The organism is Paenibacillus sp. CFBP13512 (assembly GCF_005233705.1).
Classification (GTDB): Bacteria; Bacillota; Bacilli; order Paenibacillales; family Paenibacillaceae; genus Saccharibacillus; species Saccharibacillus nuruki.
In genome coordinates this window covers 1-17,560 of the sequence record NZ_QGAD01000012.1, presented here as the reverse complement: position 1 = coordinate 17,560, position 17,560 = coordinate 1, and the positions used below count along the sequence as shown (strand labels likewise).

Here is a 17,560-nt window from a genome sequence, read left to right as displayed (position 1 = left end):
AGGACGTAATTAGAAATGTGTAATAAAAGAGTCGATACCAATGATGAAGCTAGACGGTATCGACTCTTTTTGTTATTTAGATAAATATGCCTAACCATATTGCATTGATCATAGCGAGCAATAACAATTTTTTCTCACAAGTAGTCACTTGCTCGGCATTCTGTGTATCTGTTTTGATAATAAAAAAGATAGACAAAATCACAATTATAACTACTCCGATTGCTGCCCATAACCGGTCTGTACCTAACCATAATCCACATAATCCGATCAAAATCATATATATAATCGCAGGCAATGCACTATATTTCGGACCGAACATAGCCACTGACCAGACTACACTTGTTCGCTTCACTGGAGAAGCTTGTTGATCAGCTTGTAGATCAGGAATATGGTGAATCATTACCCATGCAATACAATAGAGTGCATTGATAACTGCATTTTGGACTGCCCATTCTGGAAAATCGCCTAACATGATCCAGACGCCTGCTAATCCTAAGAAAAAAGCAGATGGGAATGTGCTTAACCATTCACCTGCCAATGGAATATAACTGAATCGTAATGGGGGTAGCGAGTATGAAGCGGCTCCCCAGACACCGATTACCAGCAATAACGCTAACGGATAATAACCGAACAAAGCAAGGATTCCAGCAATGACTAATAACCCGATTGCAAGCCCATAACCGATCCATTTGAGTGTATGTGGAGCGATACGACCTTCTTGAATAACGCGACTACCTCCGGATAAGTAAGCAGGGCTATGTTGATCTGTCCCTGATAAGTAATCGGTATAGTCATTCAGTGCATGGGTTAATGCGCCATGAATAACAAAGCAACCTACCAGTAACAACAAGGAGACAGCACTCAAGACTCCATTAGGCAGATCATAATAAGCAAACAGTGGAAAAACCCCTGAAAAGATAATGACGACACTAGAAGCAATAACAGCAACCGGTCGCAACAATCGTAGACCATTTTTCAAAAACAACATCGCCGATGGATTCAAGCAGTTAGCTCCTTTCATAGATAAAAGATAATATGTATTCTGTGATATGCTTCTTTGTCTATTACCCTCATTGAAATGAATTGGACGCATAAATATTCAAGCGATGATGATAAAATGTATAGGTTATTTGCACAATCCATTTCGTCTTTTTATCAATATTTTTTTGAATTTAATAGCGCTATACTAATTGTATGTTCAACAAAACAATACGAGAAATACAGATAGAAGAATGGACGATCCTTTACAGATTTATACTGTAGTGAGGTGAGAAGATGAATAAACCAACATTTTTATTAGCACCCGATTCATTCAAAGAAAGTATGACTGCCAAAGAAGTCTGTATCGCTATGGAAAAAGGGTTACGTAAAGTCTATCCAGAAGCACAATATATCCATGTTCCGATGGCAGATGGCGGAGAAGGTACGGTTCAATCGCTAGTCGATGCTTCAGGTGGACAATTGTATCAGAAAAAAGTGACAGGTCCGCTCGGAACACCTGTAACCGCTGTTTACGGTATTATGGGCGATGGTAGTACAGGTGTGATCGAGATGGCTTCAGCAAGTGGTATCCATCATGTCAATCAGAATACTCGTAATCCACTCATAACAACGACTTACGGCACCGGTGAATTGATTCGAGAGTGTATAGATCGTGGGATGAACAAGATCATTATTGGTATCGGTGGAAGTGCGACAAATGATGGTGGCACAGGAATGGCGGAAGCCTTAGGAGTGCGCTTTCTTGATGCTGAGGGGCAACCGCTTGCGCGAGGCGGTGGTGATCTGAATCGATTAATAACGATTGATATCTCTTTACTTGATCCACGTCTGCAAGAAGTGCAGTTGATTGTGGCTTGTGATGTCACCAATCCATTGTGTGGTGAAGATGGAGCTTCCCGAGTATTTGGCCCACAAAAAGGAGCTACACCTGAGATGATCCAGCAATTGGATGATAATTTAAATCATTATGCTAGCGTGGTCAAGCAACAATTGGATCAAGATGTCGCTCATCTTTCAGGTGCAGGAGCAGCAGGTGGATTAGGTGCAGGATTGATGATTTTTACACAAGCTGTTTTGCAAAAAGGGATCGATATCGTGATCAAATACAGTGGCTTAGTAGAGAAATTAAAACAAGCTGATTTTGTATTTACAGGTGAAGGTGGAATCGATTCTCAGACCACATTCGGTAAAACACCTTACGGTGTGGCTCGGGCGGCGCAGGCATCAGGTAAAAAAGTGATTGCCATTGCAGGTTATATTGGAGAAGGTATTGATACATTGTACGATGAAGGGATTGATGCCATATTCGGGATTGTACCTGGAGCGTCTGATCTTCCTTCTTTATTGCAAGCAGGGCCACACAATGTAGAACGTACCTGTGAAAATATTGCTAGAATACTGGCTTTGCGTGATCAATAAAGAGAAGTAACATTTCACGAGCTAATCAACCAATCAGCAGGTATTACCAACATATAAAAGGATTCCAAAACGTTCCCGTAGAGATATTTGGGAACGTTTTTTGATAGGAGTGGTAGTGATTCCTAGTTGAGACTGATGACGGAATAAGGTAGCTCCAAATAAGGATAGGATAACCAATCGCTAGGTGAAAATTCTTGTTGTTGGAATGGCTTGATATATAAGACTGTTGTTTTGACAAGGAGATCAATATGATAAGCAGTAACTTCTTTTTAATTCCTGTAAATACGTTCCTTTTGAATCTGCTTGGCAAAGGAAGTGTATATTGTTGTGCAGATTAGTCGACAATAAAGGGACTCAAAAACAGTATAGATTTGTTATATATTATTGTATCGTTATCACAAGGGAGGCAACACAAAGATGATTTTAGATGAACGAAGTGCCGGCATCTTACAATTACTCCAACAGTCATCTGCGCTTACGATGGTCGAATTGGAAACTCATATGGAGCTTACCCGAAGACAATTGCAATACAGTATTAACAAAATAAATGATTGGTTAGTGCATCACGGTTACTCGGTGATCTCGTACGATCGGCAAGTGGGTTACTACTTAACCGATGTGATACGAGCAGAAGACGTACCTGTAAAGTTAACCAAGCGCTCATATCTCTTTTCAGAAGGAGATCGGGAAAAGGTATTCGGACTGCTGTTGCTATTAAGTCCGGAATCGTTATCGGTGTATCACTTTCAGTCGATCGCCAGCGTATCTCGTAATACCGTACTCAAAGATTTGCAACGACTCAAGTTGAAATTGCATACCTATAAGCTGTCGATCGAGTACTCAAAAAAAGATGGGTATGTGCTCAAAGGAAGCAACCATCGCAAACGCCATTTAATCGAAGAATGGTTGCCAGAAGTGTTGAATAGCCCTAGTCATTTATTGATTATTCAATGTATCTGGGAAGAGCAAGCTGAACAGCTGGAACAGATCCGTCAGCAGTTGGAACATGTAGAGCACCAACTGGCTATTAGCTTTGCTGATGAGCGTCTACAAGAACTGACCTACCTGATGCTATGTACCGATCAACTGATTGGCAAAGGTTCTACTTTACCGGTACAACAAAGTTGGGAAGAGTTAACCGGCACACAGGAGTATCAACTGGTGAAGCAAATGGTTCAATCGTCTGCTTTTAGACAGCCATGGAATCAAAACGAATGTCTGTATGCGACGCTGCATTTGCTTAGTATGAACCGCACGCGAGATATCTCACCACTACAAGAAGATAAAGTCATCCAGCAGTTAATTCGTGAGATTGTGTCCGAATTTGAACGTTGGGCATGTGTCAGTCTGCAAGATCAAGAACTATTGTATCAGCAACTATATGTGCATTTAAGACCTGCCTATTACCGCATGTTGTACGGTATTTCATTGATCAATCATATGACCGAGCGGATTCAGAAGGTCTATCCTGAACTTCATCATTTAACTCACAAAGCGTTGATTCCACTTGAAAAAAGTATTGGGGTCAAAGTGCCTGAAGATGAAGCCGCTTACTTTACGATTCATTTTGGTGGATGGCTACGCAGGCAGGGGACGGTACTGGATGATCGTAAGCGAGCCATTGTCGTATGTGCGAACGGGATAGGAATCAGTCATATTCTGATGTATACGCTACGTGAAATGTTTCCTGAGCTGTTGTTTTTAGATGCTTTGTCGGTACGAGGTATGGCGAATTATAACTTAAGTTATGATCTGGTGTTCTCTACGGTACATTTGAGAACCTCTGCGCCACTGTTCGTGGTTCCACCGATTATGGAGATTCCAGATAAACAAAAGCTACGACAACAAGTGATGCAAGAATTATACGGATACACGATCGAAAAAGTAGATACTGCTTCACTGCTCAAAGTGATTGGTCAGCATGCTACGATTTTGCAACCGGATGAATTAGAAAAAGCCTTACAAGCACACATTTATACCTATACGCATAGAACAAATAAGCATTCCCTAGAGGGGGCAGAGAAACCTGTGCTGGAACAATTGATTACAGAAAAGACGATCACTTTCCAGTCGAATGTCAGCGATTGGAAAGAAGCGATTGCAGTAGCCTCTCAGCCACTATTAGAGATGGGTACGATCGAAGAAGAATATATTGAAGCGATGATCCAATCGATCGAACAAAATGGGCCGTATGTGGTGATTACACCAGGAGTAGCGATTCCACATGCTCGTCCAGATCAAGGGGTACGCTCGTTATCCATGAGCTTTTTGCGCTTAGAAGAAGCGGTTTATTTTGCCCCAGATAAGCCTGTACGTTTGATAATTATTTTGGCGGCGGCAGACCGTTCGTCTCATTTGCGAGCACTGGTGCAATTGACACATCTGCTTGGTGAGCCATCCAATATCGAAGATATTTTGAACAGTCCAGATAAAAATGTACTCATGCAATATATTCATCACTATTCTAAGGAGGAAACAGAATGAAAATTATGGTCGTATGTGGAAACGGATTGGGAAGCAGCTTTATTATGGAGATCAATATCAAGAAAGCATTAACTGAAATGGGCAAAGTAGCAGATGTGGATCACACCGATCTATCGTCAGCCAAATCCGAGCAAGCTGATATCTTTATTGGCGCGGCAGATATTATGGCACAACTCAGTGATGGGGGTCGTACTGTCGTGTCCCTTGAAAATATGATGAGTATCCCTGAAATTAAATCCAAATTAGAACCGCTTCTAGCTTGATTTTAGGGAAGAAGGTAGAGCCGATATGATGAATTTAATAATGAACGATATTCTAGGCACACCGTCGATACTGGTTGGACTGTTTGCGCTTATCGGACTTCTTTTACAGCGCAAGCCTATTGCTACCGTCGTCTCCGGTACACTCAAAACAATTATGGGTTTTGTGATTATTGGAGCAGGGGCAACCGTATTAACAGGTGCTCTAGATATCTTTGGTCAAATGTTTACGCATGCTTTTCAAGTTCCCGGCATTATCCCGACCAATGAAGCGATTGTTGCGGCAGCGCAAAGTCAATTCGGAGCGTCTACGGCTCTTATTATGGTTTTCGGGATGATCGTTAATATTATACTGGCACGTTTTACACCGCTAAAATACATTTTCTTAACCGGACATCATACTTTATTTATGGCTTGTCTCATTGCGGTATCTTTAACCGTTGGTGGTATGAATGGTGCACCACTGGTGATTGTAGGATCGATTATTTTGGGATTATGTATGGTGGTATTCCCGGCGATTTTACAACCGTATGTACGCCAGATTACAGGTAGCGACGATTTTGCTGTCGGGCATTTTGGTTCGATCGGTTATTTTGTCTCCGCTACGATTGGTAAATGGTTTGGAAATAAAGAAAAAACAACCGAGCAGATCAAAGTTCCCCAATCGTTAGGCTTTTTGCGAGATACTTCTGTAGCAGTATCCCTAACGATGTCGATCTTCTTTATTGTTGTAGCTTTATTTGCAGGACAAGAGTATATTCAGACGGAATTGTCTGGGGGTTCTAACTTTATCGTCTTTTCTCTGATTCAAGCGATAACCTTTGCAGCAGGCGTATACATTATTCTTGCCGGCGTACGGATGTTGATTGCAGAGATTGTACCTGCGTTTAAAGGAATTGCCGAGAAATGGGCTCCCAATACGAAGCCTGCACTTGATTGCCCGACCGTATTTCCTTTTGCACCGAATGCAGTCATTATCGGCTTTTTGTTTAGCTTTTTAGCTGGGTTGTTATCGATGTTTATTTTACCGGCTGTCGGCTTAAAAGTGATTATTCCTGGATTGGTTCCTCACTTTTTCACAGGCGCAGCGGCAGGTGTATTCGGTAATGCAACAGGTGGACGGCGTGGAGCGATGATGGGTGCGTTTGCCAATGGATTATTGATTAGCTTCTTACCCGCTATACTGCTAATCTTCCTGACACAGTTTGGATTCGGTGGTTCTACCTTTGGCGATACGGACTTTGGCGCTGTAGGAATTATCATTATGGGTCTTATGAAGATTTTCGGAGCGGCGTAATATAGTATGTAGATCTTAGAAGTTGGTCATAAAGTAAAAGGTAAAGAATGCTTAAAAGCGTTCTTTACCTTTTTTGTGATACCACATGAAGAAGAGTCTAATGTGTATTAGTTAGAAGGTGGAGCTAACCAGACCGTTCCTGTACCACGATAGACGTTTACTAATCCTTCGCCAGATGCCAAAGAACCCATTTTGGTTTTGCCTGATTTCTCGACTGTAAAGTTGAGTGTATTCGACCACATCATCGCAAAGTTTCCATCGACTTTGAGCACATCATTTTGCAGTTCAATCACTACTGCTTCTTCAGCAGGAACAGGTGCTTCGAGAGCAATAACACCTTTACCACTAGCGCTCATGTTAAATAATCCTTCACCACCAAGTACAGCAGAAGAAAAGTTACTACGGGCGACAACGCCGATTTTGAGTGTCGTCTCACAAGCCAGAAACAATCCATCATCCATGACAATTTCATCGTTATCAACATCAATTAACCAGATATATTTGTAAGTTGGTTCTAATAGAATCGTACCTGTTCCGTTATAGAGTGGCTTGATCGAACCTGTACCTGTTGCCGCTCCACTAAGGAAACCACGTACTGCTCCACCAGCGCCTTTGACGCCTGTCGTCATTTCCATATTACCGACCGTATATTGCATCGCTCCAGCACGCATCATAATTTCACTATTGTTAATCTCGATCATTAATTGTTTGCGGTGCATGTTGCTTTTGGACATATAATATTGAGCAGTCGCTTCGCCCACCGAGGTACAACTGAGATCTTTGATATACTCCAAGACTGTGAAGCTACCCACTTTGTCTTTGATCACCGTATTGCTGTTATCGGTAAGGTTATTAATCGTAAAAGCCATATGTAACGCCTCCTGTTCATATAGTAAAAGGATACCTCTAGTTTAACTAAATAAAGCGCAATAAGGAAATAATAGTTACTCTTGAATAAAGATTTGTACAACTTCCAACTCTATGGCAAAATATAAGCATAAACAGGTTGTCAAATGAACCGAACGAATGGAGAAATGAAAAGATGTCAAGCTTGCCTAATTGTCCTAAATGTCATTCTGAATATACATATGAAGATGGTGATATGTTAATCTGCCCTGAATGTGCGTATGAATGGAATCCAACCGCTGAAGCTAATCCAGCTGACGAGGAAAAAGTCGTTAAAGATGCTAACGGCAATATTTTACAAGATGGCGATTCGATCACGATTATCAAAGACTTAAAAGTTAAAGGCAGTTCTTCTACACTCAAAATCGGTACAAAAGTCAAAAATATCCGTCTGGTTGATGGTGATCATGATATCGACTGCAAAATCGATGGCTTTGGTGCGATGAAATTGAAGTCTGAATTTGTGAAAAAGATTTAATCTACTGATTTAAAAAGGATTATACAGTCGTCTTTTAACAGCAATCAAGCTAAGCATTGTGCTTAGCTTTTTTCGTATAAAAAAATCAATGCCTGAATTTCGGCGATGAAGATACAGTCGGGAAATTATAATCAACGTATCCACTTCTTGTAAAGGAGCCTCTCTATGATCTCACCTGAATACCAGCAAGAGTATTACCAAGCATTACTTGAAAAAAAGACAGAATACGAAGGATTGTTCTATGTCGGTGTCAAAACGACAGGTGTATTTTGTCGTCCGACGTGTCCAGCGCGTAAGCCGAAATTTGAAAACTGTGAGTTCTATGCAACAGCGCAACAAGCATTACTCGCTTCCTATCGCCCATGCCAGCGTTGTCGCCCGTTATCGCATCCCAACCATGTGTCTGATGTGGTGCGTTTACTGGTTGAAGCCGTCGAAAAAGAACCCGAAAAGCGCTGGCGTGAAGAAGATTTTCGCCAATTATCTGTAGATGAATCTACAGCTCGTCGCCAATTTAAAAAGCGTTTTGGAATGACATTTGTTGAATATGCACGGGCTCGTCGTATGGGGTTAGCACTCAAACATATTCGTGCCGGACAGACTGTTATTGATACACAATTATCCGCAGGTTATGAGTCGAGCAGTGGATTTCGAGATGCTTTTGCACGCATTATGGGTGCAGCACCGACTTTACTAACAGAAGATCGTATACTCAAAGCTTCTTGGATCGATACGACACTCGGGCCAATGATCGCTATAGCAAGTGAAGAAGCATTATATCTATTAGAATTTGTAGATCGTAGAGGACTAGAACGTGAAGTCGAACGATTACGCATCAAGACCCGATCGGCGATTATTCCGGGTATGACCGAACCGATTCGCTTGATCGGACAACAGTTGAATGAGTATTTTGCAGGAGCACGTACTACATTTACAGCACCGTTAGCGTTATTAGGTTCTCCTTTTCAACAACAAGTATGGGAGCAATTAATGAAGATTCCAGCAGGGGAAACACGTTCTTATGCTCAGATTGCGATAGCGCTAGGTAGACCATCTGCTTTTCGCGCGGTTGCTCAAGCGAATGGAGCGAATCCATTGGCACTTGTAGTTCCTTGTCATCGAGTGATTAATTCTAATGGAGAACTGGGTGGCTATGGCGGTGGACTCACACGTAAAGCATGGTTATTGCAAAATGAACAAACTCAAGTCACACAAGCTCAACGTAAAGAACAATAAACCAACATAGAAGGAGAGTCTGCTGAATGTCTACGCAAATACAGCAAGCACAACAATTACATGATCTACATGTGAAAGGAAATCCGCTCATTCTGGTCAATATCTGGGATGCAGGTAGCGCAGCTGTGATTGAACGTACAGGCGCTAAAGTGATTGCAACAGGTAGTTGGTCAGTAGCTACTGCACACGGGTATGAAGATGGGCAAGCGGTACCTTTTGCACAAGTGATCGCGAATCTTAAACAGATCAAGGACAACGTACAGTTGCCTATCACGATTGATATCGAAAGTGGATACGGGGATACACCTGAACACGTCTCTCAATCGGTACAAATGATTATCGAAGCAGGCGCTGTAGGCATCAATATCGAAGATCAGATTATTGGTGAACAACGATTATATTCGGTAGAAGAGCAATGTGCACGTATAGTATCTGCACGTCAGGCGGCGGATCAGTTAGGGATTCCTTTATTCATTAATGCACGTACCGATATTTTTTTACAAGCCGATCCACTATCTTCAGTTTCTATGCAAAAGGAACATACAGAACATGCTTTAATGCGTGCTACAGCGTATGCGAATGCTGGGGCTAATGGATTTTTTGTACCCGGATTAAGCGATCCTTCTTCGATTCAAATGTTATGTACTCACTCTCCATTACCGATCAATATTATGTTTACTACAGACACCCCTTCATTGAAAGAATTATCATCATGGGGAGTATCCCGAATTAGTTATGGACCTTCGCCCTATCAGCAAGTGATGCATACGTTACAAAAAATAGGTCAGGACGCATTATCCTATGAATGATTGCTTTTTTATTCTTCTTTTTATCTATATTTGTTATAAAAGACTTGATATTCATCTAAAAAAGGTTCAATATAAAGATATTACTTGTAAAGTTAGTAAATAACAAATTTATAGCGATATAGATAAAAATAAATAGAATAAGAAAGCAGGGAATTTTTCCATGGAAATAGGCATAAGCACATTTGTAGAAACTTCACCCGATGCACAAACTGGTGAAGTGATGAGTCATGCACAACGTATTCGTGAAGTAGTAGAAGAGATCGTACTCGCTGATCAAGTGGGATTGGATGTATATGGAGTAGGGGAGCATCATCGGGAAGATTATGCGGCTTCTTCACCAGCGGTTATTTTAGCTGCTGCGGCTTCGCAAACTGAGCGTATTCGTTTATCGAGTGCAGTTACCGTTCTTTCTTCAGCGGATCCTGTGCGTGTATTTCAAGATTTTGCGACATTGGATGGTATCTCGAATGGACGAGCTGAGATTATGGCAGGACGGGGTTCTTTTATCGAATCGTTCCCATTATTCGGCTATGATCTGGATGATTATAATGAATTGTTTGATGAGAAGTTAGATTTGCTATTAAAAATTAGAGCTTCTGAAAAAGTAAGCTGGCAGGGACAGCATCGTGCTGCTATTCATAATCTAGGTGTCTATCCACGTCCTGTACAAGAGTTATTGCCAGTATGGATAGGTAGTGGAGGTAATACAGAGTCTGTGATCCGTGCAGGTATGTTAGGCTTACCGTTAGTCCTAGCCATTATTGGCGGACAACCTGCTCAATTCGCTCCATTGGTTGAGCTGTATTACAAAGCAGCAGCGCACGCTGGACATGATGCTTCAACATTGTCTGTTGCTTGTCACTCCCATGGATTTATTGCAGATACAACAGAACTCGCTGTAGAGCAATTTTTCCCTTCTACACAACAAAGTATGAATAAACTTGGTAAAGAGCGTGGATGGGGTCCTTATACACGCAATAGCTTTGATGCTGCACGTAGTGAGCAAGGTGCGCTTTATGTAGGTGATCCAGCTACAGTCGCTCGCAAAATTATTAATTTGCGTAAACAGGTTGGGATTACTCGATTCTTTTTACATGCACCCGTCGGCACGATGCCACATGATCAAGTTATGCATGGAATCGAATTGTTAGGTAAAGAAGTAGCTCCACTGGTTCGTGCCGAAGTGGCAGAGTGGGAAGCAAGCAATAAATAAAGATCCCTATCACCTTCAGTAAAGCATCTATACGTAACCGTATATGTGACGCTGAAGGTTTTTTCCTATTTGTCACCATCATCTTTATCTATTGTACAATGAGCGATGGATAATTTCTGCGATCTGTTTCTGGGTATCTACAGCGGTTAATGGTATAATAAGAAGAAGTATGTTATAGAAGAAGTCATAGTAAGTATCTACATTCTATTTTAGATGTAGAAGTATGGTGCTTTCTGTTGGAATAGCTTACAATAACAAGATGTTTGCAATCGAACGAAAGTTATCTATTGCTAAAACCCAATATAGGAGTGGTCATTTGAAAAAGCAAAAACCGATGTCAATGGAAGATTTGTTGAAAGATTTGCAAGGGCAAAAAGAAGCACAGGGCGAAGGATATGTATCTTTAGATATGTTGTTTAATCCAACGTTTATGAGCAAATACTCTAGTTTGAAAAGCTTTGAAGAATTTTTGAAAAAAGGTAACTTCCAAGCGGATACGCTAGATGAAATTCAGAATGTCGAAGGCGAACTATTTGATCGCCATGTGAATCGTGAGACTGATTTTAGCGATTGGAAATCCATGTTAAACAAAGCTAACGCAGAGTATACGCACAAGAAATAATTGAAAAAAGAGCAACGATAGCTAATTATCGTTGCTCTTTTTTTATTTGCCTGTATATTGAGCCATTTTATCATTATGATCTTGCAACGAAAGTTCAAAGTTATCCAGATTACCAATATCTGTTGTGACACCGCCACCATGCTTGGCGTATAACACTAACCAGTACATAATCGGATATTGGCGTAGCGGACGGCGCTTCGGTCCAATCATCACATCAGCAACGCGTTCATATTCGCTCCAACGATCTGCAATATTAGGCGTGATTTTGCGATGAGGCTTGCCACCGGGAATATATTCGCATATTTTTTCAGGACGAAGACGCTCTTTCCATGTGCCATAAAAGGTATGCGAACTTCCATGTGTTCGGCAAATAAAGGGACGTACAGGATACACACGACAAGTCCCTTTTTCCGCATCTAATAAAGGACAAGCAAAACTATTACGTGTAGCATAATGACGAATCGCATCCAATTCTTCAGTTGTACTGGTAGGATGGGCTAATGAAGCATACATCGGTGGATTCTCGATACGAAATGTTTCCCAATCGGTAGCGGCTTTGGCAAAAGCTTGTTGAATATCAGCCTGACTCCAATTGCGCTTCATATAGATCAATAACAATTCAAATTCCACTTGGGAGATCGGCACATAATCTGAACAACAAGCCCGGCAACCAGCCGAACAAGGAGGTTGCTGTACACTTGTCGTCCGATAATCTTCGATCGTCTGATCGACTTCTTGGTACAGGTGATACAGATGAGCAGCACGACTATCCGGTGCAGCTGTTTTATGGCAATGTTTCAGCTTTTGCCCGCTTCCACAAAAGCAGAGTTGATTTCGAGAAAATGAATAAGACATTGTATCGGACACAGATGAAGTCACGTCCTTTCCTGTTGCTAACGTTCGGTATACATATAGACTATTATATCGCTAATTGGAAATGAAGTTCTAGTTATCGATGCCAATGAGTCATGATACAGATGATATACATCCAGCACCGCTAGATCTAAATTCAATAAAAAGCGATAAAAATAACTACACCCATCAATAAGATGGTACGATAGGTAAAATAATATTTTTGCGCGTTATGCCTATTATGGAGGGTTTGTTATGGAATCATCGCAACAGAATAAGAATGCATGGAACAACGGTACGTATCAATCATGGGTTAACCGCTTTGGTACACCTGAAGAAGCGGCTGAGAAAATCAAACAAGATCCGCAAAAACGGATCGGTACTGCTTTTAAACATATGGAAGAACATATACAAGGCAAAAAAATCATCAATTTACTTGGTTCTAATGGCAATAAAGCGGTGGCTTTAGCGCTACTTGGTGCTGAACTAACAATCGTTGATTTCTCGGCTGAAAATGAGCAGTATGCTCAAGATTTGGCACGTGCCGCAGGCGTACCTTTGCAGTATATCGTGTCGGATGTGTTGCAATTGCCATTAAATGAGCTTAACCATCAATATGATATTGTCTTTATGGAATTTGGAATTTTGCATTATTTTACTGACTTACAGCCATTATTCCATGTGGTATCCAGCTTGCTTGCTTCAGGTGGACGATTGGTATTACAAGATTTCCATCCGATCTCAACCAAGCTGATTACGTCTAAAGGCACAACCGCTAATATCCGTAAGCACAAAGTAACAGGCGATTACTTTGATACTTCATTAACAGAAAAAGCGGTCTCGTATTCCAAGTATGCCGAATCCGATCAAGCGGACAAAGACGAGCAAAAAGTGTATTTACGTCAGTGGACGATTGGTGAGATTGTGACAGCAGTAGCGACATCCGGTCTGATGATCAAAGTACTCGAAGAATTGCCTAATCAATCATCAGAAGTGTTTGACAAAGGGATTCCCAAAACATTTACCGTAGTTGCAGAGCAATTGCATTCGTAATCAAAATACATGTATACAAACAGCAAAGCCACTCCCGATACAGGAGTGGCTTTTTAGTCTTTTTTAGATATAGTATCTACGTTTGTAGATAATGATTTACGAATAGCTTGGTAACCCTTTGGTCTGTTTCCATTGTTCATGTGCTTGCTGTACTCGTTTCCAGATATCATCTTTTTCAACAGCACTATAGCGGCTCAATGACTCACCGAACACATCATGTAATTGATCTATCCAGTCTTTTTGATTGGTAATTTCAGTATGCTGAACCCCTGTAACATCAATTGTTTTGAGCATACATCCACGTAATTCGTGACTGGCATGTTCATCACGCTGGCGCAAAAGAAATACATCAAACCATGGAGACTGCGCAGAGCGACTGTAGAATTCATGATTCGCTTGAAAAGGTTCGAGATCGGATACCACTTGATGATCAATATCCACACCGACAATCGAAGCACGAGCATCATGCTCTAACCGCCATCCTTTGGGATCAATACTGGAAGCAGCCACTTGATATTGAAAAGGAGATTGAGCGTAAGCACCATAACTCAAAGGCAGTGGCGTATATGGCATATCACCTAGTCCTACATCAATAATCCATGGTTGAGTTATGCCTTGCTCATCTTCGATATGAACAGTTAGCCCCAGATGAAACGAATTAATACGTGGCTCTGTCCCTAAAGGTTGTACCCCTGCACGATGCCAGTCTACCTGATAACCTAGAGAACGTAACAATGTACTAAATGCTCCGTTAAGATGAAAACAATATCCACTTCGTCCGCTTAACAGTAAAGGAATCGATTGCTCAAGATCTATACTTGCCGGATGCCCTGTGAAAATATCGACGGTTTGCCAGGAAAAGCGTCGTATATGAGCTTGATGCAGTTGGAAGAGATAGGTTAACGTAGGGGGTTGAATGTCTTCGATACCTAATTGCTTTAGATACATTTGAATTTCTGCTGTAGATAATGTGTACATAGATACTCACCTCAATTATATTAAATGTAATGGAATTAGAATGGTAAAATAGGAAGAGTAGAACTATATGTAGTATACGAGAAGATGAGATACCTTGGGCGGCCTAAATCCCCTAACTGTAACGGTACAGATAACACATAGAAGCATTTGTCCAACACAATACATCACCTAAAAGGAGTATACCGATCATTATGAGCGACTTATTTGCATTTGAACAGTTTCCCCAGTTAGAGACATCACGTTTTGTATTAAGACAAGCACAGCCTGAAGATAGTCATGATCTATACGAATTGTATGCGGATGAAGCTGTAGTTGAATATATGCCATTTACTCCATTTACATCGGTGGATGAAGCACTGGATGAGATGAAATGGTATACACGTATTTTTGCAGAACAATCAGGGTTACGCTGGATGATTGAAGATCGTGAGCATACCAAAGTGATCGGAACATGCGGATTTCTAGGATATGAACAAGAGCATCATCGGGCTGAACTAGGTTATGATCTATCTTCTGCGTATTGGGGCAAAGGGATTATGAAAGAAGTTGCTTTGCGTATTATTCAGTTCGGATTTGAACAGATGGAACTGAATAAAATTGAAGCCAAAATCGAACCGAAGAATCAAGCCTCGATCCGTCTGATGGAAAAGTTAGAATTTGTACAAGAAGGTCTACTTAGACAACATGAATATGAAAATGGGAAGTATGTGGATCTTGCAGTATTTGCTCTATTACAAAGTGAATATGTAGCGAAGACAAAATCGTAAGATATTTTGCTTTGCAAAAATCACTTTTGACTGCACTAGAAGATGTCGCGCTTTAATTGCCAAGCGCTAAGAGGTAAGGAGACATTATGAAAATAGATCGATTACTTGCGATCACTGTACTGTTACTGAATCGACAACGAATCAGTGCCAAAGAATTAGCCACACGCTTTGAAGTATCGACCAAAACCATTTATCGAGATATTGATACGCTCAGTCAAGCAGGTATTCCAATCGTTGCTCATCAAGGAACAACAGGTGGATTTGAGATTATGGAGCAGTATACGATTGCTCGTCAATTTCTAACCTTAAGCGAGATTGATGCGATGATCTCTGCGGTAAAAGGCATGACTACTGTATTTAATGATCAGATGTTTGCGACTTTACTGGATAAAGTGCAGGCGTTACTTCGACCGACAGATCGGATGCAGACACCGATTCAACATGCAGGCATTGTGTTTGACTTCAATCCGTGGGGGCAAAATCCAGCAACACGTGACAAAGTGAATCTATTGCGCGAAGCGATCACGAATACATACAAAGTACATCTACACTATCTCAATACAAATGGCATTGAAAGTGAACGAGCTGTCGAACCGTTTGCTTTGATTTTAAAAGGATATGTCTGGTATCTGCATGCTTATTGTACATTACGCGAAGAATTTCGCTTATTCCGCCTGTCTCGTATATTAGAATTAGAATGTACACAGGATTCGTTTAATCCACGGGCGATTCCTGATTGGGATCAGTATCAATGGAACAATAGCAACACTTATGAAGAACAACGGCAAAACGTAACGTTATTATTTGGCGCTCAAGTGCGCTATCGTCTAAATGATATGTTTGATCCTGATTGGATTTCGTTGCAATCGGATGGACGTATTGAAGTTCAAGGTGCTTTTATAATCGATGATTGGTTCTATAATATGTTATTGAGCTTTGGAGATCAGGTTCGTATTCAGACTCCTACGGAACTGATTCCAGAATTAATTGGACGAGCGCAAAAAGTCATCGACAGTTATTCTAACTAGACAGACTGTTGTCTATATTCCCTCTGTATACTTGAGATCAAAGAACAGAAAGAGGGATGAATAATGAATACAGTAGCGACAACGACGATTATCGACTTACCTGCTTTTGTCGTACATGGGATGGGTACACGCACTACGAATGTAGATGAATTAGGAATTGCTAATGCTCGCTTACCGCAGTTATGGGCATCCTACTTACATGATAAAGCCCAGCATCCTTCGGCATCTTCGCAGCATGCTCCAACCTATGCGCTGTATACCGATTATGAAAGTGATGCTAATGGGGCGTATACGGTGGTGATCGGGCAACAAGCAGACGATCATTTGGAGCAACCGATCACCAGACAACGGCAATTAGAGATCACCGTCCCTGCTAGCCGGTATATGGTATTTACGACATCGAAAGGGCCTGTATTTGAGACAGTAGCTCAGACATGGGGCACGATCTGGAATTATTTTGAACATGCTTCTGAAGTGCGGACATATACAGGAGATTTTGAAGTGTATGAATCGACAGCAAATCCAGAGCAAGCGGAAGTGAAGATTTATATTGCAATTCAATCCTAGAAAGTATGTAATAAGTAAAAAAGTTGCCTGTACCACTACAATTCGTATTATAAAACCCCAGTAAAGGATATTTAAACATTTCCATTACTGGGGTTAACTTATATAGATATAAATTTAGTACACTGAAACCTTATTTTTAGAAAATATTTAAATTTGTTTAACTGAATGATTTTTCTCTTTTTGTTAGATTCTCATTCTCAATCGTTTGTTTAAAAGATTGTTTGATAGAAGGGTTAGCTAACATGAGTTGCATTAACCGAGTAGCAGATCCATTAGGAAGAGAACGTCCGATCTCCCAAGACTCTACTGTACGTGTAGATACACCAAGCACATCACCGAATGTTTTTTGCGTAGCATTTAGATCTTTTCTTAACTCTTTAACTAAGGCAAAATCAATTTCGGGTAAATCACGTAGTTTATAAGTGACAACCTCGACATGTTCTGTATTTCCCTGAGTATACTCATTCAATTGATTAACACTTTCTTCAAGAAAACTTTCAAAATTTATATTTTTCATACTCATATTTAAACACCACCCACTTATTGATTTTTTTTTCAAATCTTTTATTCTATTCTTTATTATAGTTTT

At 40.8% G+C, this 17,560-nt stretch carries 18 protein-coding genes; 13 read left to right on the top strand and 5 right to left on the bottom strand.

Annotated elements, in window-relative coordinates; genetic code table 11:
- Positions 1 to 76 precede the first annotated feature (76 nt).
- Positions 77 to 1,003 carry a prenyltransferase gene (locus PaeCFBP13512_RS16565; RefSeq protein ID WP_241669415.1) on the bottom strand — a complete coding sequence of 309 codons (927 nt, stop codon included), beginning with the start codon at positions 1,001 to 1,003 and terminating at the stop codon, positions 77 to 79.
- Positions 1,004 to 1,275: 272 nt separating this feature from the next.
- On the opposite strand from PaeCFBP13512_RS16565, the gene PaeCFBP13512_RS16560 reads away from it, so the two are divergent.
- The 4 genes from PaeCFBP13512_RS16560 to PaeCFBP13512_RS16545 all read left to right on the top strand — a co-directional run bounded on the left by PaeCFBP13512_RS16560 (position 1,276) and on the right by PaeCFBP13512_RS16545 (position 6,462).
- Positions 1,276 to 2,421 (top strand): glycerate kinase family protein, encoded by a 1,146-nt coding sequence (locus PaeCFBP13512_RS16560; RefSeq protein WP_137224675.1) that lies wholly within the window; start codon positions 1,276 to 1,278, stop codon positions 2,419 to 2,421.
- A 417-nt stretch (positions 2,422 to 2,838) separates the two neighbouring features.
- The gene (locus PaeCFBP13512_RS16555) at positions 2,839 to 4,905 is read left to right on the top strand and encodes a BglG family transcription antiterminator (protein WP_137224673.1); all 2,067 of its coding nucleotides are present in this window, start codon (positions 2,839 to 2,841) and stop codon (positions 4,903 to 4,905) included.
- Positions 4,902 to 5,168 (top strand): PTS sugar transporter subunit IIB, encoded by a 267-nt coding sequence (locus PaeCFBP13512_RS16550; RefSeq protein ID WP_069326492.1) that lies wholly within the window; start codon positions 4,902 to 4,904, stop codon positions 5,166 to 5,168. The genes PaeCFBP13512_RS16555 and PaeCFBP13512_RS16550 overlap by 4 nt, the downstream gene beginning before the upstream one ends.
- Before the next feature lie 25 nt (positions 5,169 to 5,193).
- Positions 5,194 to 6,462: a PTS ascorbate transporter subunit IIC gene (locus PaeCFBP13512_RS16545; RefSeq protein WP_137224671.1), complete on the top strand. Its 1,269-nt coding sequence runs from the start codon at positions 5,194 to 5,196 to the stop codon at positions 6,460 to 6,462.
- Positions 6,463 to 6,569: 107 nt separating this feature from the next.
- On the opposite strand, the gene PaeCFBP13512_RS16540 is transcribed toward PaeCFBP13512_RS16545, so the two are convergent.
- Positions 6,570 to 7,331 carry an AIM24 family protein gene (locus tag PaeCFBP13512_RS16540; protein WP_137224669.1) on the bottom strand — a complete coding sequence of 254 codons (762 nt, stop codon included), beginning with the start codon at positions 7,329 to 7,331 and terminating at the stop codon, positions 6,570 to 6,572.
- 173 nt (positions 7,332 to 7,504) lie between these two features.
- Between PaeCFBP13512_RS16540 and PaeCFBP13512_RS16535 the strand changes: the two genes are divergently transcribed.
- From PaeCFBP13512_RS16535 to PaeCFBP13512_RS16515, 5 genes are all read left to right on the top strand, one after another.
- Complete coding sequence (locus PaeCFBP13512_RS16535) at positions 7,505 to 7,846, top strand: zinc ribbon domain-containing protein YjdM (RefSeq protein ID WP_137224668.1); 342 nt, start codon at positions 7,505 to 7,507, stop codon at positions 7,844 to 7,846.
- Between the two features lie 165 nt (positions 7,847 to 8,011).
- Entirely contained in the window at positions 8,012 to 9,082 is a 1,071-nt protein-coding gene (locus PaeCFBP13512_RS16530) for a bifunctional transcriptional activator/DNA repair enzyme AdaA (protein WP_137224666.1), read from the top strand.
- 26 nt (positions 9,083 to 9,108) lie between these two features.
- Positions 9,109 to 9,891, top strand: a complete 783-nt coding sequence (locus tag PaeCFBP13512_RS16525; protein ID WP_137224664.1) for an isocitrate lyase/PEP mutase family protein — start codon at positions 9,109 to 9,111, stop codon at positions 9,889 to 9,891.
- Positions 9,892 to 10,051: 160 nt separating this feature from the next.
- Positions 10,052 to 11,104, top strand: coding sequence for an LLM class flavin-dependent oxidoreductase (locus tag PaeCFBP13512_RS16520; RefSeq protein ID WP_069326504.1), 1,053 nt, complete (start codon positions 10,052 to 10,054; stop codon positions 11,102 to 11,104).
- A gap of 334 nt (positions 11,105 to 11,438) precedes the next feature.
- A complete protein-coding gene (locus PaeCFBP13512_RS16515; RefSeq protein ID WP_137224824.1) occupies positions 11,439 to 11,726 on the top strand; it encodes a hypothetical protein in 288 nt (95 codons plus the stop codon).
- A 42-nt stretch (positions 11,727 to 11,768) separates the two neighbouring features.
- Here PaeCFBP13512_RS16515 and PaeCFBP13512_RS16510 read toward each other — a convergent pair whose 3' ends face one another.
- Positions 11,769 to 12,581: an SEC-C motif-containing protein gene (locus PaeCFBP13512_RS16510; RefSeq protein WP_137224662.1), complete on the bottom strand. Its 813-nt coding sequence runs from the start codon at positions 12,579 to 12,581 to the stop codon at positions 11,769 to 11,771.
- A 252-nt stretch (positions 12,582 to 12,833) separates the two neighbouring features.
- Between PaeCFBP13512_RS16510 and PaeCFBP13512_RS16505 the strand changes: the two genes are divergently transcribed.
- The gene (locus PaeCFBP13512_RS16505) at positions 12,834 to 13,631 is read left to right on the top strand and encodes a class I SAM-dependent methyltransferase (RefSeq protein ID WP_137224660.1); all 798 of its coding nucleotides are present in this window, start codon (positions 12,834 to 12,836) and stop codon (positions 13,629 to 13,631) included.
- A 96-nt stretch (positions 13,632 to 13,727) separates the two neighbouring features.
- On the opposite strand, the gene PaeCFBP13512_RS16500 is transcribed toward PaeCFBP13512_RS16505, so the two are convergent.
- Entirely contained in the window at positions 13,728 to 14,609 is an 882-nt protein-coding gene (locus PaeCFBP13512_RS16500; protein WP_069326506.1) for an arylamine N-acetyltransferase family protein, read from the bottom strand.
- Between the two features lie 191 nt (positions 14,610 to 14,800).
- On the opposite strand from PaeCFBP13512_RS16500, the gene PaeCFBP13512_RS16495 reads away from it, so the two are divergent.
- The 3 genes from PaeCFBP13512_RS16495 to PaeCFBP13512_RS16485 all read left to right on the top strand — a co-directional run bounded on the left by PaeCFBP13512_RS16495 (position 14,801) and on the right by PaeCFBP13512_RS16485 (position 16,971).
- On the top strand, positions 14,801 to 15,376 hold the full coding sequence (locus PaeCFBP13512_RS16495; RefSeq protein WP_069326507.1) for a GNAT family N-acetyltransferase: 576 nt from the start codon (positions 14,801 to 14,803) through the stop codon (positions 15,374 to 15,376).
- 86 nt (positions 15,377 to 15,462) lie between these two features.
- Positions 15,463 to 16,404: a helix-turn-helix transcriptional regulator gene (locus PaeCFBP13512_RS16490; protein ID WP_137224658.1), complete on the top strand. Its 942-nt coding sequence runs from the start codon at positions 15,463 to 15,465 to the stop codon at positions 16,402 to 16,404.
- A 63-nt stretch (positions 16,405 to 16,467) separates the two neighbouring features.
- A complete protein-coding gene (locus PaeCFBP13512_RS16485; RefSeq protein WP_137224656.1) occupies positions 16,468 to 16,971 on the top strand; it encodes a GyrI-like domain-containing protein in 504 nt (167 codons plus the stop codon).
- Between the two features lie 157 nt (positions 16,972 to 17,128).
- Here the strand turns inward: PaeCFBP13512_RS16485 and PaeCFBP13512_RS16480 are convergent.
- A partial coding sequence (locus PaeCFBP13512_RS16480) for a helix-turn-helix domain-containing protein (protein WP_342671986.1) occupies positions 17,129 to 17,560 on the bottom strand: 432 nt, incomplete at its 5' end.

Bases quoted from the DNA above. Each gene is read 5' to 3' on its own strand.
- PaeCFBP13512_RS16485 (WP_137224656.1), top strand. From the start codon at position 16,468: ATGAATACAGTAGCGACAACGACGATTATCGACTTACCTGCTTTTGTC.
- PaeCFBP13512_RS16540 (WP_137224669.1), bottom strand. From the start codon at position 7,331: ATGGCTTTTACGATTAATAACCTTACCGATAACAGCAATACGGTGATC.
- PaeCFBP13512_RS16505 (WP_137224660.1), top strand. From the start codon at position 12,834: ATGGAATCATCGCAACAGAATAAGAATGCATGGAACAACGGTACGTAT.
- PaeCFBP13512_RS16530 (WP_137224666.1), top strand. From the start codon at position 8,012: ATGATCTCACCTGAATACCAGCAAGAGTATTACCAAGCATTACTTGAA.
- PaeCFBP13512_RS16560 (WP_137224675.1), top strand. From the start codon at position 1,276: ATGAATAAACCAACATTTTTATTAGCACCCGATTCATTCAAAGAAAGT.
- PaeCFBP13512_RS16550 (WP_069326492.1), top strand. From the start codon at position 4,902: ATGAAAATTATGGTCGTATGTGGAAACGGATTGGGAAGCAGCTTTATT.
- PaeCFBP13512_RS16545 (WP_137224671.1), top strand. From the start codon at position 5,194: ATGATGAATTTAATAATGAACGATATTCTAGGCACACCGTCGATACTG.
- PaeCFBP13512_RS16495 (WP_069326507.1), top strand. From the start codon at position 14,801: ATGAGCGACTTATTTGCATTTGAACAGTTTCCCCAGTTAGAGACATCA.
- PaeCFBP13512_RS16500 (WP_069326506.1), bottom strand. From the start codon at position 14,609: ATGTACACATTATCTACAGCAGAAATTCAAATGTATCTAAAGCAATTA.
- PaeCFBP13512_RS16520 (WP_069326504.1), top strand. From the start codon at position 10,052: ATGGAAATAGGCATAAGCACATTTGTAGAAACTTCACCCGATGCACAA.
- PaeCFBP13512_RS16525 (WP_137224664.1), top strand. From the start codon at position 9,109: ATGTCTACGCAAATACAGCAAGCACAACAATTACATGATCTACATGTG.
- PaeCFBP13512_RS16490 (WP_137224658.1), top strand. From the start codon at position 15,463: ATGAAAATAGATCGATTACTTGCGATCACTGTACTGTTACTGAATCGA.
- PaeCFBP13512_RS16555 (WP_137224673.1), top strand. From the start codon at position 2,839: ATGATTTTAGATGAACGAAGTGCCGGCATCTTACAATTACTCCAACAG.
- PaeCFBP13512_RS16510 (WP_137224662.1), bottom strand. From the start codon at position 12,581: ATGTCTTATTCATTTTCTCGAAATCAACTCTGCTTTTGTGGAAGCGGG.
- PaeCFBP13512_RS16535 (WP_137224668.1), top strand. From the start codon at position 7,505: ATGTCAAGCTTGCCTAATTGTCCTAAATGTCATTCTGAATATACATAT.
- PaeCFBP13512_RS16515 (WP_137224824.1), top strand. From the start codon at position 11,439: ATGTCAATGGAAGATTTGTTGAAAGATTTGCAAGGGCAAAAAGAAGCA.